We start from the raw sequence: 23,016 nt of genomic DNA on the forward strand, positions 1-23,016 counted from the left end.
ACACGTCCTTTACTGTGCATTACGATCCATTTACCGAGCGTTGAAATATCCCGCCGCTTGCACGCCGTGACCCACGGCCGCGACCCGACCCCCCGCCATCGACGGGGGACCACCTGTTCCGCGACCGCGCTGCCCCGGAGGAGACGGGAAACATGTCTGCCTGCGTCCCCACTCGCGCCCCCGACCCGACTCGGACGAAGCGCATGCACCAGCCCCCCACCCCACCGCCCCTGCCACCGAGACCGCCCCGCCGCTTCCGCGTCGCGGGCGCCGATGTGTCGGCCTCGATCGCGGTCTTCCTGATCGCCCTGCCCCTGTCCCTGGGCATCGCCCTCGCCACCGGCGCGCCCCTCCAGGCCGGCCTGGTCGCCGCCGCCGTCGGCGGGCTCGTCGCCGGACGGCTCGGCGGGTCCCCGCTCCAGGTGAGCGGCCCCGCCGCCGGGCTCACCGTCGTCACCGCCGAACTCATCCAGCGGTACGGATGGCGCACGACCTGCGCCATCACCGTCCTCGCCGGACTGGTCCAACTGGGTCTCGGCTGCCTGCGGGTGGCCCGCACCGCACTCGCCGTCAGCCCCGCCGTCGTCCACGGCATGCTCGCCGGAATCGGCGTGACCATCGCGGTGGCCCAGCTGCACATCGTCCTCGGGGGTACGCCGGAGAGCTCGGTCCTCGACAACCTCCGCGCACTGCCCGCACAACTGGCCGGCCTGCACCCCGCCGCCATGTCGATGAGCGTGCTGACACTGACGCTGCTGCTGGTCTGGCCGCGCCTTCCCGGCCGGTCAGGGTGCGTTCTGCGCAGGGTGCCGGCCGCCCTCGTCGCCGTCAGCGGCGCCACGCTCACCGCCGTGCTCGCCGGGCTGAGCCTGCCCAAGGTCGACCTGCCGTCCTGGCGCAGCCACGCGCTGGCCGGACTGCCCGACGGGCCCGTGCTCGGCGTTGTCGCCGCCGTCCTCACCACCACGCTGGTGTGCAGTGTGCAGTCCCTGCTCGGCGCGGTCGCCGTGGACAAGCTGGTGGCCTCCCGGCCCGAACTGCTGGCCGGAAAGGCCGGGCAGCCGGGTGGCGCGGCCCGTGTCGGCCGCGCCGATATGGACCGCGAACTGCTCGGCCAGGGCGCCGCCAACGTCGTGTCCGGGGTGCTCGGCGGACTGCCGGTCGCGGGCGTCGCCGTGCGGAGTTCGGCGAATGTGCACGCCGGTGCCGTGAGCCGGAACTCCACGATGCTGCACGGCGTTTTCGTAGTGGTCGCCGCACTACTGATGGTTCCGCTCCTGGAGCTGATCCCGCTCGCCTCACTCGCCGCCCTGGTGATGGCCGTCGGCATCCAGATGGTGTCCCTGCACCACATTCGCACGGTGACCCGCCACCGCGAGGTCCTGGTCTACGCGGTGACGACTCTGGGCGTCGTCGTCCTCGGCGTCCTCGAAGGAGTGACGCTGGGCGTCGCGGTCGCCGTCGCCGTCGCCCTGCACCGCCTCGCCCGCACCCGGATCACCTACGAAGAGAGACACGACGAGAGAGAGGGGGTTCATTACGTCCACGTACGAGGCCAGTTGACGTTCCTCGCGGTGCCCCGGCTCAGCCGGACGCTGCACCTCGTGCCCCGAGGGGCCGACGCCGTCGTGGAGCTGGACGGCTCGTTCATGGACCACGCGGCGTACGAATCGCTGCAGCACTGGCAGAACACGCACACCGCACAGGGCGGCACCGTCGAGGTGACCGGCCGGACGGGGACACGTATCGGCGCGCCCGCGAGCGCCCCCGGCTGCCGGTGCCGACCCTGGACGCCCTGGCGCAACCACCAGTGCGAGGGCCCGGAGTCCGGACAGCAGCTCGGGGAGCCGGCGAGCGGTGCAACCGGTACCCCCGGCTCGTCCGACCCGGCCGGCCCGTCCGGAGCCGCCGAACCGAGCGGGCACCAACTGGCGCGCGGTATCAGTGCGTTCCAGCGGAACACGGCACCGCTGGTGCGCGGTGAGCTGGCCAGGCTCGCGCGCGAAGGACAGCGGCCCGCACAGCTGTTCCTGACCTGTGCCGACTCGCGCCTGGTCACGTCGATGATCACCTCCAGCGGTCCCGGCGATCTGTTCGTCGTGCGGAACGTCGGCAACCTGGTGCCGCTGCCCGGCGAGGAGAGCGGGGACGACTCGGTGGCGGCCGCGATCGAGTACGCGGTGGACGTGCTCAAGGTGCGGTCCATCACGGTGTGCGGGCACTCCGGGTGCGGGGCCATGCAGGCGCTGCTGAACATGGAGCCCGGCAGGGCCCGGACGCCGCTCAGACGGTGGCTGCGGCACGGACTGCCGAGCCTGGAGCGGATGACCGCGACGGACCGGCCCTGGGCACGGCTCGCCGGGCGGGCGCCCGCCGACGCGGTCGAGCAGCTCTGCCTGACCAACGTGGTCCAGCAGTTGGAGCACCTGCGGACGCACGAGTCGGTGGCGCGGGCGCTGCGGGAGGGCGAGCTTGAGCTGCATGGGATGTATTTCCATGTGGGTGAGGCGCAGGCGTACCTGCTCACCGGGGCGGTGGGCGGGGACGAGGTGTTCGATCATGTGCGGGCGGCCGGGGTGTCCGCCTGACGGGGGCAGGGGTTCGATGGCGCCGCGCGGTCCCGGATGTGCGGGACCGCGCGGCGGCGTGCGCGTGACGGGTGAACCGGGCGACCATCGCGTACGTGACCCTGGTTGTCCCCCTCAAGAAGAGGTGCGCCGAGCGGGACGGACCTGAAAGCTAAAGGTCTAAACCAATGTTCCGTCGGCCCTTGTCATCGGGCCCCCCGGTCTGATGAGCTGTGGCCTGGGACACAACGGACACCCTGGGAAAGGGAGATGTCGTGAGCAACGAAAGCCTGGCCAACCTGCTCAACGTGGAGAGGGACGGACGCTCGTTGCTTGCATGCCTCTGACGTGCGGTTACGCGTTGGCGCGCAGTCCGATTAGGTTCGGCTCGTCTTCCCAGACGGTTACCGGCACCGCGTATGCGGGGTTTTCCGTCCCGTCCGGCGCGGTCGACTTCGGGTATGCCCACACGCCGCGCAATACGGTCCGCAGCATGGACCGGCGCGTTTCAACGGGAGTGATGTCCCACCGGTCGACCAGGCCGCGCACAACTGGCAGGTAGTCGACCGGCTTGGCCTCGTCCTGCTCGGTGCGCTGGTCAAGCTCCGCGAGTTCGGCTGTTACTCCCTCCTGCTCCTTCCCGAGTCGATCTCGCTCGCGGATGTATGAGTCCTCCGGGATGATGTTGCGGCTGACCAAGCTGGTCTGTCGGTCAATCTCTCGCTGAATCTCCCCGAGTCGGTCATTCAGCCGTTGGCGGGCGGTGCTCAGCCGCTCACGGGGGCTGGCGACCTGGTCGCCGCGTTGCTGCGGGATCTTTGCCGCCTCGGCCTCGATCTTGTCGGCCCATTTGCGCAAATTGGTCCGCACGGCCTTTTCGACGACGCTGCGGAGGATGTACACCCCGTCGCATGTGCCGTTGTCTTTCATGGCCGAGCACCGGAACAGGTAACCCGGTTTCTTGATCAGTACCTTTCCGGCGCCGTAGGTGGCGCCGCCGGCGGCTGATGCAGTGCCGCCGCAGCGTCCGCAGCGCGTAATGCCAGACGTGACGTAGGCCGGCTTCCGGTTCCCGCTGGGGGCGTTGCGTGCTTTCTCGCGCTTCTCCTTGTACGCCTCCCACACGTCTTCCGGGACGATCAACTCATGGGCCCCTGGCACCCAAATGCGGTTCGGACAGTTCATGCCGCGTGAGCGGTTACTGTCCGGGTCTTTGGGCGGACAGTCGCAACCGTCAGGGTGGTACCGAATCCATCCGGCCGCAAAGCCACTGTCCATGTAGCGGGTAAGGCCGGATTGCAGCCACGGCTTACCGCGGGTGCCCTGGTAGCCGTTGCGGCCGAGCCATTGCGTAACCGACCCCATCGACTCGCCCTCGGCAACACGCTCGTACAGCTTGGTGACGATCAGGCCGATATCGTCGGGCTCGTACCACTCTCGGTGAATCACGCCGGCGTCTTCGTCGAGTTGGCGCCGATGCCAGACGTACCCCCACCGCTTCCCGCCCGTGGCAGGCAGGCCGGCGGCGCGACGGTGCTCGCGGGTCTCTGCCCACTGCTCGCCGATCCGATCCGATTCGTACTCGGCGAACTTGAAGGCCATGCCCATTTGCAGTCGGCCGAACGCAGTTCGGGTGTCGGCTGCCTCAGTGGCCGAGACGAGCCGGCCGCCGACGGCTTCGAGTTTGGCCAGATACACCGCATTGGCGTGACGTGAGCGGCCGAACCGTGAGTACCGCCAGACGGCGATGCCGCGGGCGACTCGGTCCTCGACGTCCTTGATCGCGGTACTGATCTTGCGCTTCATCTTCCGGCCGGACACGTCGAGGTCTTCAACCCAGTCGATGATTTCGGCGTTGTTGCGCTCGGCCCATGCGCTGATGGATGAGCGCTGAATCTCGGGGCTGATCTTCTCCTCGTAGTAGGTGGATACTCGGATGTAACCCACGAAGGGCTCACGCTTGGTGCTGGTGCGTAAGCCCTTCGGGCGGTCGAGCGTCTGCGTCACGTAGTGGACTCCCGATTAAGGCGCCGCGCTTGTGCTTCATCGAGCGGAACGACTTTCGCGCCCGGCGGTTCGGTCGCGAGTCGCGCATCGTGGGCAACGATGTTGCGTACGAGGGCGGCGGCGGCGCGGTTGGTGTGTTCGGTGATGTAGTGCCGTACGGCGCGGTAGCCAGTGACCAGGGTCGCCAGTGCGCCCGTTGTGGTGGTGATAGTTCCGGTGATGATGGCCGGCCCTACCTCGGCCGTCGTGAGCACTTCCGTGATCAGGATGGTGAGTCCGATCACGAGAACTAACACGGCGGCGGCGGCGGTGAGGTAGGCATCGGTGCGGCTGGTCACTTGCAACCCTTTCCTAGCTGGTGCCCTCCTGCCTGTGTTTGGCAGTGAGCGCGTTAATCACGCTTTTGACTGCGGCGCGGTCGGTTTCGTCGATCACGCCGAGCGCGGTAAGCGCTTCCTCTTCGGTTGTTGGGGTGCGGGGCCGCTCAGTGGGTTGAGGCTCTTTCTCAAGTGCCTCGGGTGGGAGGTGGCCGGCCCGGACAAGGAGCGGCATCACGGGGATGCCGAGGGTGACGCCGAGCGCGTAGCACGTGCCGACGTCGGGTTGCCCCTTGTCGCGTAGGAGCCGCGAGACGGTGGCGACAGGGATACCTGATGCGTCAGCGAAGCGTCGCTGTACGCCGCGTTCTTCGGGGTCGTAGCCGTTGCGGACAAGGGCCCACCTGAGCCAGTCGCCGAAGGGCGTGTCGAGTGGTGGTTCCGGTTGCGAGCCGTGATTCATAGGCGCAATGTATCGCGCACGCGAGATTCATGGTGCGCCGTGCACAACTTTTCGGCATGTGATGAGTCGCCCCCGTCGGCCGGTTCGAACACCCGACTCCGCACACTATCGAACGCGTGAGCGGTTCTCCACTGCTCATTCACAAACGGTAGCACCCATAGCACGCGTTTCCCCTGGTCTCCCACGCCTCCCTGGCGCCTCACGCGCACTCCTCCCCCTCATTTGTTTCACGCGTGAGTGAAACATGCTACGTTCCACTCGTGAGCGAAAAGCGCTCACGAGTGATCGAACGAGGTACATCCCCGATGCGTTTTGACCCCAAGCCCCTGCGCTCCGCCGCCGCATCCGTGGGCGACAACAGCAGCGCCGCGATCGCCCGGAAGCTGAACACCCCGTACGCGACGGTGATCCGTTGGACGAGCGGGCGCAGCGTCCCGGCCGGCCCCGCTCTCGCCAGCATCGAGCGCACCTACGGCGTGACCGCAGCCGCCCTCTTTCCGGCCGACGCATGAGCGCGCCGACCCTCGACGCCGCCCGCGCCCGTGCCGCTGCCTTCACGGCCGCCGCCCGCGTCTGGCGACACGGCCTCGACGCCATGGACCGCATGAGCCCAGCCGCCGCCGCGCGTGCCTGCTACCAGCCGGGGGGCCCGTCCCTCGCCGAGCTGGAACGGCGCATCTGCGCCGACCGCGCCGCCCGTACCCGCAGTCACCGCGCCGCCGCCTGACAACGGAAAAGGCCGCCCGGATGCGACCCGGACGGCCCTCCCCGACCGAACCCGAGAGGTCCGAATCGTGAACACTCCCCAGCCTACCCAGCGCCGCCGGCCCCGCGCCGTCCTCGCCATCAAGGGCGCCCGCGCCGCCCGCGCCCGCACGACGTTCGTCCGCGTCGTCGCCCGCCAGCTCAACCAGATCGCCCCGGGCACGCTCCGCGTGCACACCGTGCCGACGACGCACCACGGGCGCGAGACCCGGGCCGTCGTCCTGTACGCCGAGGCCAGCGCCCTCGACACGACGGCCGAGCAGCGCCGCGCCGCTTACGGCCTGCTCAGCCGAGCGTTTCCCGAGGCCGATTGGACCCGGGCCCGCACGTACGACGCCCGGACCGGCGTCCTGGTCGCCGACGAGCCGACCGCGCCAGCCGCCCTCGACACCGCGCCGGAGGCCCGCCAGTGATCCGCCCCCAGCTCAGCGCTGACGGCCTCGCCGTCCGCCTCCCGCTCGCCGAGCACGTCGACCCCCTGCTCGACGAACTCGCCCTCGCGTACGCCCAGGACCCCGACGTCGTCGGTCGCCTGCTCGCCGCCCACGCCGCGAGCGTCGTCCGCCTCGACTACGCGATGTGCAGCGACGACGCCACCGACTACGGCCGCGCCATGCGCGCCGCCGAGGCCGACGCCACCCGCGAGGCCCTGCTCGACGACTGCCCGGCCGCCGTCACCCTCGACCCCCTGCTCGCCCCCGACGACGCGATCAGCCTCGCCGGACGCATCACCCGGGCCGCCGCCCACATCCGCCACCGCACCGCACAGAACAGGAACGCCCGCCCGTGACCGTCACCGCCCTGCACCCGGCCCAGTCCGCCACCGTGGCCGAGGACGACGCCCCGGTCGTCAAGACGGCGTACGAGCCCGCCCCCGCGGGCGCCCCGGCCGATCTCCCGCGCGTCTTCCAGGTGATCCACGGCGTCATGAGCGACGTGATGCCCGTTGCCAAGGGGCAGCAGAACACGCAGCAGAACTACAAGTTCCGGGGCGTCGACGACGCCATGTCGGCCATGGCCGGACCCATGCGCAACCACGGCTGTTTCATCGCGCCCGAACTCACCGAGCACCACCAGCGCCCCCGCGGCGACAAGGGCACGCACACCGTGCTGAAGATGCGTTACCGCATCTACGGGCCCGCGGGTGACTGCCTACTCGTCACCGTCCCGGGTGAGGCCATGGACACGGCCGACAAGAGCACCAACAAGGCCATGAGCGCCGCGCTCAAGTACATGTTGTTTCAGGTGTTCATGATCCCCGTGGACGCCCGGTCGATCGACGACAGCGACCGCGACGCCCCGGAGCCGCCGGCCGAGCACCGCGCCGAGCACCAGCGCAACCAGCAGCGCCGCCAACAGCGCCAGCAGCGCGGGCAGCAGCCGCGCCGCAGCAACCGCGCCGAGCCCGGACCGTGGGAGCAGCCGCAGCAGCAGGCCCGCCAACAGCGCCCCGACTACGTCGCCGCCGCCCGTAAGGCGGACAGCCGCGAGCAGTTCGCCAAGATCCGGGCCGCCGCCGTCGCCGCCGGCGCCCCCGCCGACTACCTCGCCCAGCTCGACGCGATCGCCGCGAACAAGGCCAGCGGTTCCCCGTGCGGATGCGGGCCCCGCGAGGTGTGCGACCAGTGCCGACAGACGACGCCGCGTCAGGAGCGCCGCGACCGGCCCGGCCCGCAGCAGCAGGGCAGCACCGCGCCGACCGGGCCCGCCCCGCACTCCGTTTCTGACGCGGTCGCCGCCGAGGGCGCCATACCCGCCAGCGTGGCCACCGCCGAGCAGGCCGCCGCCGAGGCCGAGAACCTGCTCAGGCTCGCCGCGAGCCGCGCCCACCTCGCCACCCTCGACACCGATTTCGAGCGCGTCTACGGCCTGCCCATCGAGCAGGCGACCGCCGCCCAGCTCGACCAGTTCCGCGCCAAGATCGAGGCCGCCGGGGGTACCCAGTGACCGACGTCGAGAAGAAGACCAAGGCGCCCGACCCTGCGTACCTCGCCGCCGTTCTGCGCCGCCGTCAGGCGATGCGGGCCCGCCTCGACCAGGCCGAAGAACTGTACGAGGACGTGAACCGCGAGGCCGCGAAGTTGCTCGACCAGCAGTACAAGGCGACCCGCAGCGTCAAAGCCGACGTGACCCTCGACGACGACACGAAGTTCGCCAGCGTGACCCGCGTCGGGGGCGAGGCCGAGGCGCAGGTGACCGACCGCGAGGCGTTCGCCGCATGGGTGCGCGACCAGTACCCCGAACACTGGGATTTCCGGATCATCCCGGCCCGGACCGAAACCGTCGTCGACGAGACGTTCGCCGCGACCGTCCTCGCCGCCGTCGACGCCGCCGGCGTGCCCCAGTGGGCCGACCCCGAGTCGGGCGAGCTGTACGAAGTGCCGGGCGTGATGATCAAGCCGACCCGCAGCCGCTACTACCGATGGACATTCACCCGCGAGTCGAAGCGTCAACCGCTCGACGGCCGCGCCCTGGTCGCCAACGCCGTCAAAGCCGGCGCCCTCGACCTCGACGCGCCCCTCGCCATCGAGGCCGCGCCAGCCGCAGAGGCCGAGCAGTGACCCGCGCGACCGCGGCGACCCTCGCCGCCATGCGCCGCCGCCTCGACGAGCCGCCGGCCGAGAGCGTGCCCGGACAGCTCGCGGTCGACGGCACCGATCGACTTTCTGTCCTGTCCCTGTTCGCCGGTATCGGCGGCATCGAGCTTGGTCTCGAACGTGCCGGGATGACTGTGGTCGGACAGGTCGAACTCAATCCGTTCTGCCGGCGCGTGCTGGCCCATCACTGGCCGGAGGTTCCCCGCCATGACGACGTCCGCACTGTCCCCGAGTGGTGGCGGTCCCGCCCTCGCCCTCGCGTCCACGTCGTCGCCGGCGGATTCCCCTGCCAGCCGTTCAGCGTCGCCGGCAACCAACTCGGCATCGCCGACGACCGATGGATGTGGCCCGCGATGGCAGACGTTGTGCGCCACGTTCGACCCGAGTACGTGCTCGTGGAAAACGTCGGAAACCTTGTTCGAGATGCCGACGCGTTCGGGCGAGTCCTCGGTGACCTGGCCTCAGAGGGGTTCGATGCGGAATGGGCGGTCCTATCAGCGCCCGAGTTCGGCGCCCCCCAGGCAGCGCGTGAACGGGTCTACCTCGTGGCCCACTCCCAGGGCCTCAATGGGCCCCCACGGGGTGGCGTGGGCCCGAGCGGAGTCCGGGAAGCACCGTTGGCAACTAGAGGACTATTTGGCCTTTCGGTGGTTGCGCGCGGGCAGGCCGCGCGTGAGTGGCTTGAAGCCGAACCCCGAGTGGACCGCTTGGTTGATGGGGTTCCCGACCAGGTGGACCAGCTTGCCGCCCACGGTAACGCCGTCATCCCCGCCGCGGCCGAACACATCGGCCGCCTGATCGTCGAGGACTACCGCGCCCGAGTGGCCGTGTGAGTACCCCGCCCCGCGAGGACGGCCCGCCGCGCTGCGAGTACGGCAACCCGCAGTGCGGCGCCCGCCCGGCCCGTTTCTACCCGTGCGGCTGGAAGTGCGACGAGCACCAGCCGGCCCGCACCAGCCGCCGCACGACCCCGTGATCGGCCCCGGGGCGCGGAGACCGACCGCGCCCTCGCCCCGGGCGCCCACCCCCGACAGGAGCGACACCCCGTGACCCTCGACGCCATGGATTGGGTGTGGACCCGTGCGAAGTCGCGCGGGAACGCCCGCCTAGTCCTGCTCGCCGTCGCCGACGCCACGACCGGCCCGGACGCCACCGTGCGCATGGGAACGGCCGAGTTCATGCGCCGGTTGAACGTCTCCCGCTCGACCGCGCGGGCCGCCGTCGACGCCGCCCTCGCCAGTAAGGAACTAGTCGAGGAGGAGCCGGCCAAGGGCAGCCGCGCGACGAAGTACGTCATTCCCGGAGCCGTCGGGTACGTCCGCGGTAGGGGACCGGAATCCGGCCCCATAGCCCCACAGGCGACCGGGCCGAATTCCGGCCCCCTACCGGCTACCGGGCCGGATTCCGGCCCCTCTACCGGACCGGAATCCGGTCCCGCCGAGGAGATGCCCGACACCCTCTTTGGGACCGAGATTCGGCCCCCTATGGGACCGGATTTCGGCCCCCTTCACTCACCCATAGAGGGAGTGAGTGAAGGAGTGAGGGAGCGCGGGCGCGAGGTCGCAGTGATCCCGGAGTTCGCCCGCCCCCTGGTCGACCAGATCACCGCCGCCGAGATCTACCCCGCGTGGACCCTCGCCCCGGCCGAGTGGTTCATCGTCGACAGCCTGATCAAGCGATCCGGTGCCGGCATGCTCGCCGCCGCCGCCGTGCAGGCCGCCCAGCGGGCCCGTAACGGCGTTGCGCACGCCCGGTACTTCCTGCGGGCGTGGCAGGCCCTACCGCCGGCCCCCGCGCCCGGCACCGTCCCGGCCGCCGCCCCCACCGGACCCGCGCGCGGCTCGAACGTCGTCCCGTTCCCCGGCGCCGGCGGAGTCGGCCGCGTCGCCCAGTCCGCCGACTACCTCGCCCAAGCCCTCGCCGCCATGGAGGCCCAGCAGTGACCCCCCGCGAAGTCGCCGCCCTGCTCGCCTACGTCGTAAAGCTCGACCCGCGCCTCGCCCTCGACGACGCCACGGCCGCGACCGACCGACTCGCCCAGTGGTGCGACCTGCTCAGCGACGTGCCGGCGACCGCCCACGGGTGGGACGCCGCCCGCGTCGCCCGCGACCACATCGCACGCAGCCCGTACCGCATTCAGCCGTCCGACGTGTCCCGGCCGTGGCACACCCACAAGGCCGACACCATGTCCCGGCACGTGGGCACGTTCGAGCCGACCGCACACCCCGAGGTCGACCCCGATGACCAGTTCGGGAACGCCTACGTCGCCGCATTGCGCTCCGAACGCCTCGCCATCGCGTCCGGGCAGCAGGCACCGACCACGCACCGCGCCCTCACCGCCGGCCCGGCCGCCGCCGAGGTCGAGCGCCGCCTCGCCGCACTCGGCGAGTACATGCCGCCCACCGTCGCCCAGGCCCTCGCCCGGTACCGGCCGCAGCGCGCCGAGCGCGAACGCCTCGCCCGCGCCGACGCCCCCGACCCGCTCACCGTGCCGTGCACGTGGTGCAGCGCCCCCGAGGGCGAGCCGTGCCGTGGCCGCGCCGTCAACCCCCGTAACCAGCAGACCCGTTACCGGCCGCGGAGCAAGCCGCACCCCTGCCGCATCGAGGACGCGACCGCCGCGCACCTCGCCCGTCACAACTGCCAGGAGGCACACGCATGAGCCCGACACCCAAGCAGGCCCGCCAGCACCGCCGCAGGGCCGTGCCCACGGACCGGACGAAGAACGTCACGTCGTGGCGCGTCGAGGCCAGTTGGGACCACCGCCCCGACGCCCCGGTCGTGATCCGCACATCGGACCGCAAGCGGGCCCGCCGCAAGGTGACCGAGCTTGCCGACAAGGGCGCATACGTGATCTTCCAGGAACACGAGGGTTGGGACCGGTGGCGCACCGTCCGCGAGGTCGACGGCGCCGCCCTGCTCGCCGAGCGCGCCGCCGAGCAGCAACTCGCCGCCGCCGGCCACCCGCCGACCCCGCCCGCATACCGGCCGGACGCCGAGGACCGTCACCGGACGTGGCTGGCACGGATGGACGCCCGCGCCGAGGCCGACCGCCGCGCCGCCGAGCAGGCCGCGCGCGAGCAGGCCGAGCAGGGCGCCCGCCGCCGGCGCCTCGCCGCCGAGGCCGCCCGCGACGCTCGCGCCCTGATGAGCCCGCCCACGATCGTCCGGCCCGAGAACCGGCAGCGCGCCCGGCACATCACCGGAGCGCAGCGATGATCCCGGGCGCCGCCCTCGCCGTCGTCCGGGCCGCCGTCGAGGACGCCCAGCGCGAGCACGACGACCCCGAGGCCGCCGTCGTCCGCATCGTGGCCGACCTACGCGCCGAAGGGTGGACGCTCGCCCCGCTCAACCAGGTCGAGCAACCGGCCGCCTAACCCAGGCAGGGGGCGCCACACGGAGAAAACCGACGGCGCCCCCTCCCTGTTATATTTCACGCACGAGTGATCTCTACTCACTCACGCGCGAACCTCTACCTACATCCCGTCCGGAGGTACGTCCCCATGGCTCGCACCACCTCGACACCGGCTGAACGGTTCGCCGCCAAGACGACCCCCGGACCCATCCCCGCCGGCCCCGACACACCCAACACCCCATGTCGCCTGTGGCCCGAGACGTCCCTCGACCGCGACGGATACGGCCGCTTCTGGATCGACGGCCGGTACGTCCCCGCCCACCGCTACGGCTACGAGCAGGCCCGCGGGCCCATACCCGCCGGCCTCGAACTCGACCACCTGTGCACCGTCCGCCGATGCGTCGCCGACGACCACCTCGAACCCGTCGACCACCGGACCAACGTCCTGCGCTCGACCGGCCCGTCGGCCGTCAACGCCCGCCGCAAACGGTGCGTGAACGGCCACGACCTCACCGACCCCGCGGTCGTCCACGTGAGCTACCCCCCGTCGCACCCCAACGGCATGCGCAAGTGCCGAGCCTGTGCCCGCGACCGCGCCCGTCGCCCCCGCGAGCAGCAGCTCGCCCCCGTCGCCCAACTCCCCACCGTCACCCAGCCCGAGAGGACCGCCGCGTAATGGCAGGCGAAACCGTCATCACCTTCACCGGCAACGTGGTTGCCGACCCCGAACTCAGGTTCACCCCGTCCGGGGCGCCCGTCGCGAACTTCCGCGTCGCCAACACCCCCCGCACCTTCCAGCGCGACACCAACGAGTGGAAGGACGGCGACCCCGTATTCCTCAGCGTGTCCGTGTGGCGCCAACAGGCCGAGAACGTCGCCGAGTCCATCAAGCGCGGCGACCGCGTGATCATCGTGGGCCGCCTCACGCAACGCCAGTACGAAAAGGACGGCGAGCGCCGTTCGTCGTACGAGATTCAGGCCGACGAGGTCGCCCCCTCGCTGCGCAGCGCCACCGCCGCCGTGACCAAGAACAGCCAAAACGGCGCCCAGAACGGCCAGCAGTACCGCCAGCAGCCGCAGAGCCAGGGATACGGCCAGCAGGCCGGACAGCAGGCGTACGGAGCACCGCAGGGCGACCCGTGGGCCAACGGCCAGTCAGCCGCAGGCCAGTGGGGCAGCGCAGTGAAAGAGCCCCCGTTCTGACGTCCTCGCCGCGACCGGACGCGGGCCGCCCACGCGCGCGCCCGCACGCGAATACACCCCACCACTGACACCCCGGAGGGCCCACGCCATGACCCGCATTCCCGACGCCGTCGCCGAGCGGCCGACACTGCACCTTGGCGAAGCCCTCGCGTGGCTCACCACCTTGGACACAGGCAGCGCCGACGCCGTCATCACCGACCCGCCATACAGCAGCGGCGGCATGCTCCGGTCCGACCGCAGCGCTACAACGCGCACGAAGTACGCCCGGAGCGACAGCCGTTCCGCCGCCGCCGACTTCGCAGGCGACAACCGCGACGCACGCTCATGGGCGTACTGGATGACGCTTTGGCTCAGCGAGGCCGCACGCGTCGTCAAGCCGGGCGGAGTCTGCGCCATGTTCACCGACTGGCGGCAATTGCCGGCCGCTTCAGACACGCTTCAGGCCGGGGGATGGGTTGAGCGCGGCATAGTGCCGTGGATCAAACCGGACGCCCGACACCAGCAAGGCCGGTTCGCGCAGAACGCCGAATTCCTTGTGTGGGGCAGCAACGGGCCCCGGCCCATCGAGGGCGACACCCTGCCCGGGTACTACCTCGCCCGCTCACCCCGCGCAACCGATCCAGGAGCCCACCAGCGGCGGCATCTCACACAGAAGCCCCTCGACGTCATGCGCAGCATCGTGCGCATCGTGCCCGAGGGTGGCCTACTGCTCGACCCGTTCGTCGGCGCGGGTACGACCCTGCTCGCTGCTCACCTTGAGAACCGCCGCGCCATCGGATGCGAACTCAACCCGACGCACTACGAGGCCGCCCTTGACCGCCTCGCCCACGCTCAGCCCGACGGCGACCAGCACGGCCCGCAGGAAGCGTTCACGTTCGGCGAGGACGCGGCATGATCCGGGGCCACTGGTTCCGCGCCGACCACGCCGACGAGCCGTGCCGCTACTCCGGTTGCGGCCGGCCGCAGGCCGAACACGTCGAGTCCGGCGGCGAATGGATGGACCCTCGCCACTGGTTCCGGCCAAGTCCGCGCCGGCCCGCACGCTGTGCCCGATGCGGCCGACCGTTCGGCCACTCGACGCACCACGGCAGCCGCAAGAACCGCCGCCTTTGGCACACGCGATGACCCCGGCCCGGACGTGCGGGGCGTGCCGGCGCCCCCTCGCCGCGCCCTCGCCCGACGGCTACGGCCCGAAGTGCCGGCGCAAGCACCAGCCGCCCGCCGTCCGGGCCCGCCGACCACGGCGACCGCGCCGCACCCCGATCGAACAGCCCACCCTCGACGACGCACAGGAGCAGCAGCACCCATGAGCCCCCGCCCCCAGCAGCGCGCCCCCAAGAGCCGCAGCCGCGACCGCGACGACCGGCGGGCCGTCCTCGACGTCCTGCTCGCCCGCGCGCGGCGAGGCGTACTCTCCGCGGCGGAGGGCGCCCTACTCGCCGAGCACGTGCGCGAGGAACAGCGCGTCGCCGACGAGAACCGCCGCGCCATGGCCGGCACAACACAGGCCCTCGAACGCCACCGCGAGGCCGCCGACGCCGCGATCGTCGAGGCCGAGGAGCGCGCCGCCGTCACCGAGCAGCAGCTCGCCCCCGTCCGGGCCGCCCTCGCCGAGACCCGACGCCGGCACCGCGGAGCGTGCCAGCGCGTCGACCAGTTGCTCGCCATCGTCGCCCGCGTCCGCAACGCCCAGTCTCTCGGCGACGCCCTCGCCGCCGTTGCCGAACACGACGGCCTGTCCCCGACCACCGCCCGCATACACGCCCGCATCCTCGACCGCGCCGACTCGACCGACGCCCGCCTCGCCGAGCAGCAGCGCGAGCACGACATAGCCCTCGCCACCGAGCGCCGCCGCGGCGACGGATGGCAGCGGCACGCCCTCGCCGCCGACCACAAGGCCAACCGGTACCGGACCGCATGGACCGCCGCCCGCCGCGACCGCCGCGCCGACCGCGCCGCCATGGCCGCCGAACTCCCCGCCGTACAGGCCGGACAGCGCGCCCTCGCCGTCGCCGACGAGCTGTTCGTCGCCGGCCGCACCCCGACCGAGCGCGACGCCGGCCGCCGCATCCTCGCCGCACTCCACCGCGAGGCGACCACCCGCGCCACCGTCGCCGACGAGTTGGCCGACGCCCTGTTCACCACCACCACGGAGCAGCCCCGATGAACACCCAGACCGACCGGGGCCAGCAGGCCGCCGACGACCTCGCCGCCGTCCGCGAGCAGTGGGGCGACCTGCTCGCCTCGATATCCGAGCCGCCGCGCCCGGCGGCATGGATGCCGTACGAGCGCCGCGGATTCCTCGACCAGGTCGCCGCGGAGGACCGCGCCGGCGACGAGCCGACCGTCGGCCGTCTCCCCCTGGTCGTGCGCGAGCACCCGGCGCCGGCGAACTTGCGCGCCCTCGACGCCGCCCTCGCCGTCGAGCGCGACGTGTTCGACACGTGCGACGCCGTCGCCGAGCGCGTACAGCGCACCGTCGACCGCGACGACGCCCGACTGTGGACCCTGCCCACCGTGCGGGCCGCAGAGTGGAGGCACGACGCCGACCGGATCGTCGACCGCATCGGTTCCCGCGCGCACGGGCTGCATTGGGCATGCGTCTACCTCGCCGGCCGCGCCCTGTCCGAGCCCGACGGCGAACTGTTCCGGATCACGCCCGCGCCCCTGCTCGACCAGATCGTCGCCATGGCCCGCAGCGCGCGCCGCAGCGTCGAGGCCGCGCTCGGCCGCGAGGGGCGGACGCTCACGCTCGACGACCCGTGCCCGTTCTGCAAGGGCGGACGGATCGTCGTGCACAACGGCGGAGGGGACCCGCGGGCCGCCGTGGCGACCTGCTCGGCGGGCCCCGTGTGCCCGGCACCCGTGGACACCGAACGGGGCCGTAGGGCGTGGCGGGGCGCCGACCTGGTCGCGTTGTGGGTTGCGATCAACTCCGGTCGCACCGTGGCCACTTGAGGCCGAAACACGGCCGTATACGCCCCCCGGGGAGCGCTCGGCCCCGAGGGCGTAGCCATGCTCGATCACGATTCCGTAACGTCTACTGTAATTATTGCTGCAATGATTCCTACAACGGTTACCGTTGGGGTTCCTGGCGGGCCCTCACCCCGACAGGAACCGCCGGCCCTCACCCGGCACCCACAACGACCAGGGAGCGACCCCATGGACACGTACTCTCACGCCTACGGCAACACCGGCCACTACCGCCGCCCCGGCACCCAGACGAGCTACTGCGGGCGTGACCTGCTGCCCGAGCCCAACACGGGCATCTGCACGCGGATCTGCCAGACCTGCGCCAAGGCCGAGAAGCGCGACCGCGTCGAGGCCGAGCAGGTCGCCGCCGACCGCGCCGTCGACGGCCCGACCCTCGCCGAGCGCGCGGGCGTTCGTTACGCCACCGTCGGCACCGGCCGCCGCGTCCACTACTCGCCGAGCAACGACGACACCCTCTGTGGCCGCGAGATCTCCGAGTACGTCGACGGCTCCGACCTGCTCGCCCTGCTCGACAAGGGTCACCAGCTCTGCGCCCCGTGTGACCGCGCCGCCGAGAAGCGCGCTTACGCCCGTTCCCTCGCCGCTGCGGTCGGCCTCCCCGAGATCGTCGAGGCCGTCGCCGACGTCGAGGCACAGCAGGCCGCCGCCCTGGTCACCGAGGCCGAAGCGAGCGAGGGCACGTGGCGGGGCGCGTGGATCGGCGAGCAGCCGGCCGACGATGCCCTGTTCGCCATCGAGTCGGCCGTCGAACAGGGCGCGTTGTTCGCCTCCGGTTCCCGCGTCGTGTGCGCCGACGGCCGCGAGCGCACCGTCGAGGGCACGGTCGAGCGCACCGGCGAGCCGGCCCGCGTCGTCATCGAGGGGGGCGCCGAGTGGATCGCCGAGAACTGCCGTCCCGTCCGCGAGCCGGTCGTCGTCCGCATGACGCCCGCCCCCGACAGCCTCGCCCGCATCCGTGCCAAGGCCGCCGCCGACCGCGAGGCATACCGCGCCCACATGGACGAGCGGCAGGCCGCCGAGCACATCGCGCACGGCGCCCCCGTGCCGGCCGCCGTACAGGCCCGTATCGACGCGCGCCGCGCCGCCGAGCAGGCCGAGACCCTGCCAACCCGCCGCGTGATCGAGGGCGTGATCGTTGGGCACGCCGGCACCGCCGAGGGCAGCACGCCCGCGGACGCCGGACACCCGAACGTGATTGCTGCCCGCGCCGCCCTCGACGGCCTCGCCGCGGCCCTCATGACCGACCACCACGACGTGAGCGAGCCCACCGAGGCCGAGCATGACGTACGGGGGTATCTGGTCACCCCCCGCGGAGGCGCCCGCGTCGCCGTGTACTGGCTTGAGAGCGGGCGCATGATCCGCCGAGACACCCCCATCGATGGGGCCGCTCTCGACTGCCTCGCCCACACCCTCACCCGCCGCGGCTGGACGGTCGAGAAGATGCTCAAGTCCTCGCAGTGCGTCTTTGCCCACCGCCCGGCGGACTGATCACCAACCGGCCCGCCCTCAACCGAGGGCGGGCCCCCACCGCACCAACAGGAGCACCGCAGATGAGCAACGAGCAGCCGCCCCGCGTCCGGGCCGGCGCCCGCCGCACGGGGCCGACCCTTGCCGAGTTCCGCGAATACTTGGTCGACTTCGCAGAGCAGGCGACCCCGGCCCAGGACACCGAAGGCCGCATCATGCGGGTGGTCGGGCCCCACGTTCGGGATTTCGTTCTGCGGATCTGTATCGGCCTGGCCGACGACTACGCGGCCGACCACGCGGCCACCTCGCGGGCCGAGAGGCAGCTCGACCCGTTCAGCCGCTTGAACATGCGTGCTGTCGCCCGGACCCACCGCATGGCCACCCGCGGAAAGGGCCCCACCGACCTCGACCGGCTGCTCGACGTCGTTGCCGACGACTTCACCCTCGACGACGTCCGGATCATCCGGGGCGTGGCCGCCGCCCTCGCCGACGCCATGCCACGGATCGCCCACAAGGCCCGCGAAGAGGGCATGCGTCCCGACGAGATCGCCGCCGAATCCGGATACACGTCGAGCCGGATCGCTCAGTTCCTCCGCGAGGAGAAGAAGCGCCGCAGCAACGACGCCCAGTAGGCCCACACATGAAGCGGGCCCGCCCGGTTCCTCACAAACCGTATGGGCGGGCCCTCACCACACAGAGAAGGAGCGACCCAACCCCGATGGCTACCCCGCAGCGTACCCAGCGCCGAGCCCAGCCGATTGCCGGCACCCGACCGACCGTCCGCCTCGACGAGCAGTTCGCCCGAGACCTCGCCGTCATCATGCAGACCGGCGACGACCTCACCGCCGCCATGCGGACGGCCGTCGGCATCGTTGCCGACATGTACCGGACCGCGTGGCACCACCAGTCGGTACCCGTCGGCACCGCGCCGACATTGAAGGCATACAAGTTCGTCGAGGCCCCGCCCGTTCCCGGCCCGCCGTCCCTCCCGTGGGTCACGCACGACGGCCCCATGTGGACGCCCAGCAGCAGGCAGGCCAGCGCTGATGACGCCCGTCGGCAGCAGCCGACCCAGCCGCCGCACCGGCAGCAGGCCAGCCGACCGCCCGTCCGCCCGTAGCCGACGCACCGGCAGCAGCAGCGCGCCCCGCCCGCCCGATCGTCGGCAGGTGGGGCGCCGCCGTCGGCAGCCGCGCCGACCGGTCGCGGGCCCGCCCACGCGCGCGAGTTGCGCCGTGACCTTTCCGTGACCTATTGTTGGCCGCGTCTTCGGCGTGCCCGGAGACAGACCACGACGCCCCGCAGGCCCACCGCCGCGGGGCGTTTTTTCGTGCCCGCATCCGGGAGGCTCCGTGATCTTCAAGGTTCGCCCCGACACTGACCGCCTCGCGCAGGACGCGTACGAGGCGTACGCGACGGCCGTAGAGAACAAGTCCGTGAGCGGCGACAACCTGCCCCCGTGGGCCGAGCCGTCGCGCTCCGTACAGAACGCGTGGAAGCTCGCCGCCGAGGCCGTACGGCATCGCGTCGAGCTGAACGCGTAGACCGCGCAGGGGGTGAGCCATGGCCCGCCCCATCACCGACGAGGACCGCCGGCGCGTGCGCGAGCTGCACGCGCAGGACAAGAGCCGGAACGAGATCGCCCGCGCGCTCGGCCGCTCACCCTCGACCGTGTCGAAGATCGCCGGACAGTTCGACCCGCCCCTGTCGTTCGACCGCGCCCCGCAGGTCGAGGCCGCGACCCGTGTCCGTACCGCCGACCTCGCCGCGCGCCGCGCCGCCCTCGCGTCCGCCCTACAGGACGACGCCGAGCGCCTACGCGGACAGCTCTGGTCGCCGACCATCTACGGCGAGTTCGCCGGCAAAGAGGGGCACTGGCAACACGTCAACCTCGAACAGCCGCGGTTCGTCGACCAACGCCAGATCATCGCGTCGGTACAGACCGCCGTCGGTACCTCGCTGCGCCTCGCCCCGGCCGAGGGCGGAGAGGACGCCGGGCAGGTGCGCAGCATGTTGGGCGCGCTCGGCGAGGCACTGACGCAGGCCGCCAACGACGACCAGGCCCACGACGACGGGGGCGCCGCCGGGGGGTGAGCCGCAGTGCTCGACCTCGACCGGTTGCCCCTGTCGCGCAAGCAGCTCCGGAGCATCGGGCAGGCGACCGCCCGTATCAACCTGTGGCACGGCTCCGTACGGTCCGGGAAGACGATCGCCTCGCTACTGGCGTTCGTGATCGCCGTCGCCACCGCGGGCCCTTCGGGCCTGATCATCGTGGTTGGTCGGTCGTTGCAGACGATCGAGCGCAATGTGTTGGAGCCCCTACAGGATCGCGTGTTGTTCGGGCCCCTCGCCCGGCACGTCGTGCACACCCGCGGGGCGACCACGGCAACGATCCTGGGGCGCACCGTCCACCTGATCGGCGCCGCGGACGCCCGCGCCGAGGGCCGGTTGCGTGGCCTTACCGCGCAGCTTGCCTACGTCGACGAGGCAACCCTGTTGCCCGAGGCGTTTTGGACGCAGCTACTCGCCCGCCTGTCCGTGCCCGGCGCCCGCCTGTACGCGACGACGAACCCCGACTCGCCGCGCCATTGGTTGAAGGTCGGATACCTCGACCGCATCAGCGAGTTGGACATGCGGGCGTGGCATTTCAAGCTCGCCGACAATCCGTCCCTGTCCGCCGAGTACGTCGCGTCGCTCGCCGCGGAGTACACCGGTCTGTGGCGGAAGCGCATGATCGAGGGCGCGTGGGTCGTCGCCGAGGGCGCCATCTACAGCGAGTGGGACGAAGACCGGCACGTCGTCGACAGCCTGCCCACGATGCGCCGGCACTGGCTCGGTATCGACTACGGCACGACGAACCCGTTCTCGGCCGTCCTGCTCGGCATGGGCGACGACGACCGCCTGTACGCCGTCGCCGAGTGGCGATTCGACTCCCGCGCCGCGCACCGGTCCATGACCGACGCCCAGTACAGCGCCGCCGTCCGGAAGTGGCTCGCCGACTACCGGCCACCCGACGCGGGCCCCGGGGCCACCAAAGGCGTGATGCCCGAGTGGACGTTTGTTGACCCGAGCGCGAAGTCGTTCTCAACCCAGCTTTGGCACGACGACCACCAGGGCGTAGCGCGCGCCGACAACACCGTCGCCGACGGCATCCGGTCCGTGGCCGCCCTGTTCGCCGCTGGCCTGTTGTTCGTGCACCGGTCGTGCGACGGCCTGCTCGGCGAGTTGCCCGGTTACTCATGGGACCCCAAGGCGAGCGAGCGCGGCGAGGACGCCCCGTTGAAGGTCGACGACCACTCAGTCGACGCACTGCGCTACGCGATCCACTCGACCGCCCACGAGTGGCGGCACCTGTTGACCACGTCCACCACCAGGAGGTGAGCCCCGATGGCACTGCCCGACAACGGCGCAGCGTGGCCGCCGCCGCAGTGGGCCCCGTACTACGCCGAGATGCGCACGGATGACGCCTGGTACTCCGGGGACCGTCGCCGGATCGCCCGCGTGTGCGGCGAGGAGCAGGCCACCGCGCCGCACCGCCGGGGCCCGTGGAACCGGCGCCGCGAGCAGCCGCGCCGGCCGCGCAACCGGCTGCACGTGCCGTTGCCGTCCGATATCGCCTCGACGTCCGCCGACCTGTTGTTCGGCGACATGCCGGCGATCAAGGTCGAGGACAAGGCCACACAGGAACGCCTCGACACCCTGGTCGACGAAGGCCAGTTGCAGCAGATCTTGCACGGCGGAGCCGAGCAGGGTTCGGCCCTGTCCGGGGTCTACCTGCGTTCCACGTGGGACCGCGACCTAGTCGACCGGCCGATCCTGTCCGTCGTGCAGCCCGACAATGTCGCCCCCGAGTTCCGTTGGGGCATGCTGCGCGCTGCCACCCTGTGGCGTGATCTTCCCGGCTCGACCGCGTCGACGATCCTTCGGCACGTCGAGCGGCACGAGGTCGGGCGCATCCTGCACGGCCTGTACGTGGGCACCCCCGACAACCTGGGGCGGGCCGTCCCCCTGTCCGAGCACCCCGAGACGGCCGACCTGGTCGCCAGTCTCGGCGAGGACGGGGTCAGCGTCGCAACGGGCATCCGCGACCTGACGATCGGCTACGTGCCCAACATCGGGCCCAACCGGCTGCACCGGTCGAGCCCCATCGGGCGTAGCGACTTCCAGGGCATCCGCGACCTGTTCGCCTCGCTTGACGATGTGTGGACGTCTTGGATGCGCGATATCCGCCTCGCCCGCGCACGGCTGATCGTCCCTGACGGCTACCTCCGCGACTACGGGCCAGGCATGGGCTCAGGCTTCGACGACGACCGCGAGGTCTGGCACTCGCTGCGGATGCCGCCCACCGAGGGCAACGGGATCACGTTGAACCAGTTCGAGATCAGGGTCGACGAGCACCAGCGCAGCACGGAAGCGCTCATGCGGCAGGCCGCCCAGTCCGCCGGGTACAGCGCGCAGTCGTTCGGCCTCGACGGCGGAGGCGAGCCGATCACCGCGACCGAGGTCGACAGCCGCGACGCCCGATCCATGGTGACCCGGAAGAAGAAGACCGGGTATTGGCGCAACCCCCTCGCGCACACCCTGCACGTTCAGTTGCAGCTCGACGCCGTGCACTTCGGGCAGCGCATCACGCCCGAGCGCCCGAAGGTGGCGTTCGGTGACGGAGTCGCCGAGTCGGAGCAGGCCACCGCAACCACGCTCGACCTGCTCAACCGTGCCCAGGCCGTGAGCGCCTCGACGAAGGTCAAGATCCTGCACCCGGAGTGGGACGACGCAGCCGTCAAGAGCGAGGTTGCCGCGATCCTCGCTGAGACGGGCGCTGTGGTTCCGGACCCCGTTGGTACGTTTCCTGTCTGATCTCGGATCTTTCGCACGATCACCGTGTTCAGCTATGTCATCTCTATGTTGCCTGTGTTCGACTGTATTAACCGGCCCGGTCAATGTATTCTGTCTGAGCATTACTCACCATGCTTTGACTGTGCCCAGCACAGCGAAGGGCCCGAGACCCGGTTGCCGCCGGAGCCTCAGGCCCTTGCCATGGAGTGCAGCTAGTGAGCCCGGCCGTGTGACATTCGGTCGGGCTCATTGCTGAGTCCGTACCTTACGTCCGGGGTCACGTCAGGGCCGTTAGCCCTGCCGCAGCAGCCATTCGATGATGAGCCTGATGATCGGCAGCCAGTCGACCAGCGACAGCCGCTTGTCCGGCTTCCGCTTCCCGTTCCGCCTGCCGCGTACATCGCGACGCGCCATCGTTCACCACCTCCAGTGACCCCAAGGCGCC

29 protein-coding genes are annotated in these 23,016 nt (G+C 71.3%); 25 read left to right on the plus strand and 4 right to left on the minus strand.

Features of this window, described 5'->3' with window-relative positions; genetic code table 11:
• Window positions 1-152 precede the first annotated feature (152 nt).
• Window positions 153-2,588 (plus strand): bifunctional SulP family inorganic anion transporter/carbonic anhydrase, encoded by a 2,436-nt coding sequence (locus RB628_RS06780; RefSeq protein WP_318319373.1) that lies wholly within the window; start codon window positions 153-155, stop codon window positions 2,586-2,588.
• A 333-nt stretch (window positions 2,589-2,921) separates the two neighbouring features.
• Here the strand turns inward: RB628_RS06780 and RB628_RS06785 are convergent, their stop codons facing one another.
• Genes RB628_RS06785 through RB628_RS06795 form a run of 3 tightly spaced genes read right to left on the minus strand, consistent with a single transcriptional unit; the run spans window position 2,922 to window position 5,354 of the window.
• On the minus strand, window positions 2,922-4,574 hold the full coding sequence (locus RB628_RS06785; protein ID WP_318319374.1) for a recombinase family protein: 1,653 nt from the start codon (window positions 4,572-4,574) through the stop codon (window positions 2,922-2,924).
• On the minus strand, window positions 4,571-4,912 hold the full coding sequence (locus RB628_RS06790) for a hypothetical protein (RefSeq protein WP_318319375.1): 342 nt from the start codon (window positions 4,910-4,912) through the stop codon (window positions 4,571-4,573). Before RB628_RS06790 ends, RB628_RS06785 begins: the two co-directional genes overlap by 4 nt.
• Window positions 4,913-4,925: 13 nt before the next feature.
• The gene (locus RB628_RS06795) at window positions 4,926-5,354 is read right to left on the minus strand and encodes a helix-turn-helix transcriptional regulator (RefSeq protein WP_318319376.1); all 429 of its coding nucleotides are present in this window, start codon (window positions 5,352-5,354) and stop codon (window positions 4,926-4,928) included.
• 305 nt (window positions 5,355-5,659) lie between these two features.
• On the opposite strand from RB628_RS06795, the gene RB628_RS06800 reads away from it, so the two are divergent.
• The 24 genes from RB628_RS06800 to RB628_RS06915 all read left to right on the plus strand — a co-directional run bounded on the left by RB628_RS06800 (window position 5,660) and on the right by RB628_RS06915 (window position 22,592).
• A complete protein-coding gene (locus RB628_RS06800; protein WP_318319377.1) occupies window positions 5,660-5,866 on the plus strand; it encodes a hypothetical protein in 207 nt (68 codons plus the stop codon).
• Window positions 5,863-6,081 carry a hypothetical protein gene (locus RB628_RS06805; protein WP_318319378.1) on the plus strand — a complete coding sequence of 73 codons (219 nt, stop codon included), beginning with the start codon at window positions 5,863-5,865 and terminating at the stop codon, window positions 6,079-6,081. The genes RB628_RS06800 and RB628_RS06805 overlap by 4 nt, the downstream gene beginning before the upstream one ends.
• A gap of 67 nt (window positions 6,082-6,148) precedes the next feature.
• Window positions 6,149-6,532 (plus strand): hypothetical protein, encoded by a 384-nt coding sequence (locus RB628_RS06810; protein WP_318319379.1) that lies wholly within the window; start codon window positions 6,149-6,151, stop codon window positions 6,530-6,532.
• Window positions 6,529-6,909, plus strand: a complete 381-nt coding sequence (locus RB628_RS06815; protein WP_318319380.1) for a hypothetical protein — start codon at window positions 6,529-6,531, stop codon at window positions 6,907-6,909. The genes RB628_RS06810 and RB628_RS06815 overlap by 4 nt, the downstream gene beginning before the upstream one ends.
• Complete coding sequence (locus tag RB628_RS06820) at window positions 6,906-8,066, plus strand: ERF family protein (RefSeq protein ID WP_318319381.1); 1,161 nt, start codon at window positions 6,906-6,908, stop codon at window positions 8,064-8,066. The genes RB628_RS06815 and RB628_RS06820 overlap by 4 nt, the downstream gene beginning before the upstream one ends.
• Window positions 8,063-8,680, plus strand: a complete 618-nt coding sequence (locus RB628_RS06825; protein ID WP_318319382.1) for a hypothetical protein — start codon at window positions 8,063-8,065, stop codon at window positions 8,678-8,680. Before RB628_RS06820 ends, RB628_RS06825 begins: the two co-directional genes overlap by 4 nt.
• A complete protein-coding gene (locus RB628_RS06830) occupies window positions 8,677-9,549 on the plus strand; it encodes a DNA (cytosine-5-)-methyltransferase (RefSeq protein ID WP_318319383.1) in 873 nt (290 codons plus the stop codon). The genes RB628_RS06825 and RB628_RS06830 overlap by 4 nt, the downstream gene beginning before the upstream one ends.
• On the plus strand, window positions 9,546-9,692 hold the full coding sequence (locus RB628_RS06835) for a hypothetical protein (protein WP_318319384.1): 147 nt from the start codon (window positions 9,546-9,548) through the stop codon (window positions 9,690-9,692). The genes RB628_RS06830 and RB628_RS06835 overlap by 4 nt, the downstream gene beginning before the upstream one ends.
• Window positions 9,693-9,762: 70 nt before the next feature.
• Window positions 9,763-10,659: a hypothetical protein gene (locus RB628_RS06840; RefSeq protein WP_318319385.1), complete on the plus strand. Its 897-nt coding sequence runs from the start codon at window positions 9,763-9,765 to the stop codon at window positions 10,657-10,659.
• Window positions 10,656-11,378: a cell surface glycoprotein gene (locus tag RB628_RS06845; RefSeq protein WP_318319386.1), complete on the plus strand. Its 723-nt coding sequence runs from the start codon at window positions 10,656-10,658 to the stop codon at window positions 11,376-11,378. Before RB628_RS06840 ends, RB628_RS06845 begins: the two co-directional genes overlap by 4 nt.
• The gene (locus tag RB628_RS06850) at window positions 11,375-11,935 is read left to right on the plus strand and encodes a hypothetical protein (RefSeq protein WP_318319387.1); all 561 of its coding nucleotides are present in this window, start codon (window positions 11,375-11,377) and stop codon (window positions 11,933-11,935) included. Before RB628_RS06845 ends, RB628_RS06850 begins: the two co-directional genes overlap by 4 nt.
• Complete coding sequence (locus RB628_RS06855; RefSeq protein ID WP_318319388.1) at window positions 11,932-12,093, plus strand: hypothetical protein; 162 nt, start codon at window positions 11,932-11,934, stop codon at window positions 12,091-12,093. Before RB628_RS06850 ends, RB628_RS06855 begins: the two co-directional genes overlap by 4 nt.
• Before the next feature lie 126 nt (window positions 12,094-12,219).
• Window positions 12,220-12,747, plus strand: a complete 528-nt coding sequence (locus tag RB628_RS06860) for an HNH endonuclease signature motif containing protein (RefSeq protein WP_318319389.1) — start codon at window positions 12,220-12,222, stop codon at window positions 12,745-12,747.
• Window positions 12,747-13,274, plus strand: coding sequence for a single-stranded DNA-binding protein (locus tag RB628_RS06865; RefSeq protein ID WP_318319390.1), 528 nt, complete (start codon window positions 12,747-12,749; stop codon window positions 13,272-13,274). The genes RB628_RS06860 and RB628_RS06865 overlap by 1 nt, the downstream gene beginning before the upstream one ends.
• An 88-nt stretch (window positions 13,275-13,362) precedes the next feature.
• Entirely contained in the window at window positions 13,363-14,169 is an 807-nt protein-coding gene (locus RB628_RS06870; RefSeq protein ID WP_318319391.1) for a site-specific DNA-methyltransferase, read from the plus strand.
• Window positions 14,170-14,580: 411 nt separating this feature from the next.
• Window positions 14,581-15,441 (plus strand): hypothetical protein, encoded by an 861-nt coding sequence (locus tag RB628_RS06875; RefSeq protein WP_318319392.1) that lies wholly within the window; start codon window positions 14,581-14,583, stop codon window positions 15,439-15,441.
• Window positions 15,438-16,232 (plus strand): hypothetical protein, encoded by a 795-nt coding sequence (locus tag RB628_RS06880; protein WP_318319393.1) that lies wholly within the window; start codon window positions 15,438-15,440, stop codon window positions 16,230-16,232. Before RB628_RS06875 ends, RB628_RS06880 begins: the two co-directional genes overlap by 4 nt.
• A gap of 204 nt (window positions 16,233-16,436) precedes the next feature.
• Window positions 16,437-17,756 (plus strand): hypothetical protein, encoded by a 1,320-nt coding sequence (locus RB628_RS06885; RefSeq protein WP_318319394.1) that lies wholly within the window; start codon window positions 16,437-16,439, stop codon window positions 17,754-17,756.
• 62 nt (window positions 17,757-17,818) lie between these two features.
• Window positions 17,819-18,367: a hypothetical protein gene (locus RB628_RS06890; protein ID WP_318319395.1), complete on the plus strand. Its 549-nt coding sequence runs from the start codon at window positions 17,819-17,821 to the stop codon at window positions 18,365-18,367.
• Window positions 18,368-18,453: 86 nt separating this feature from the next.
• On the plus strand, window positions 18,454-18,855 hold the full coding sequence (locus RB628_RS06895; RefSeq protein ID WP_318319396.1) for a hypothetical protein: 402 nt from the start codon (window positions 18,454-18,456) through the stop codon (window positions 18,853-18,855).
• 232 nt (window positions 18,856-19,087) lie between these two features.
• Entirely contained in the window at window positions 19,088-19,279 is a 192-nt protein-coding gene (locus RB628_RS06900) for a hypothetical protein (RefSeq protein ID WP_318319397.1), read from the plus strand.
• 19 nt (window positions 19,280-19,298) lie between these two features.
• The gene (locus RB628_RS06905) at window positions 19,299-19,829 is read left to right on the plus strand and encodes a helix-turn-helix domain-containing protein (RefSeq protein ID WP_318319398.1); all 531 of its coding nucleotides are present in this window, start codon (window positions 19,299-19,301) and stop codon (window positions 19,827-19,829) included.
• A 6-nt stretch (window positions 19,830-19,835) separates the two neighbouring features.
• Entirely contained in the window at window positions 19,836-21,116 is a 1,281-nt protein-coding gene (locus RB628_RS06910; RefSeq protein WP_318319399.1) for a PBSX family phage terminase large subunit, read from the plus strand.
• Window positions 21,117-21,122: 6 nt separating this feature from the next.
• Window positions 21,123-22,592, plus strand: a complete 1,470-nt coding sequence (locus tag RB628_RS06915) for a phage portal protein (RefSeq protein WP_318319400.1) — start codon at window positions 21,123-21,125, stop codon at window positions 22,590-22,592.
• A gap of 270 nt (window positions 22,593-22,862) precedes the next feature.
• Here the strand turns inward: RB628_RS06915 and RB628_RS06920 are convergent, their stop codons facing one another.
• The gene (locus tag RB628_RS06920; RefSeq protein WP_318319401.1) at window positions 22,863-22,985 is read right to left on the minus strand and encodes a hypothetical protein; all 123 of its coding nucleotides are present in this window, start codon (window positions 22,983-22,985) and stop codon (window positions 22,863-22,865) included.
• Between the last annotated feature and the right edge of the window lie 31 nt (window positions 22,986-23,016).

This window comes from Streptomyces sp. ADMS, from assembly GCF_033441795.1.
Taxonomy (GTDB): domain Bacteria; phylum Actinomycetota; class Actinomycetes; order Streptomycetales; family Streptomycetaceae; genus Streptomyces.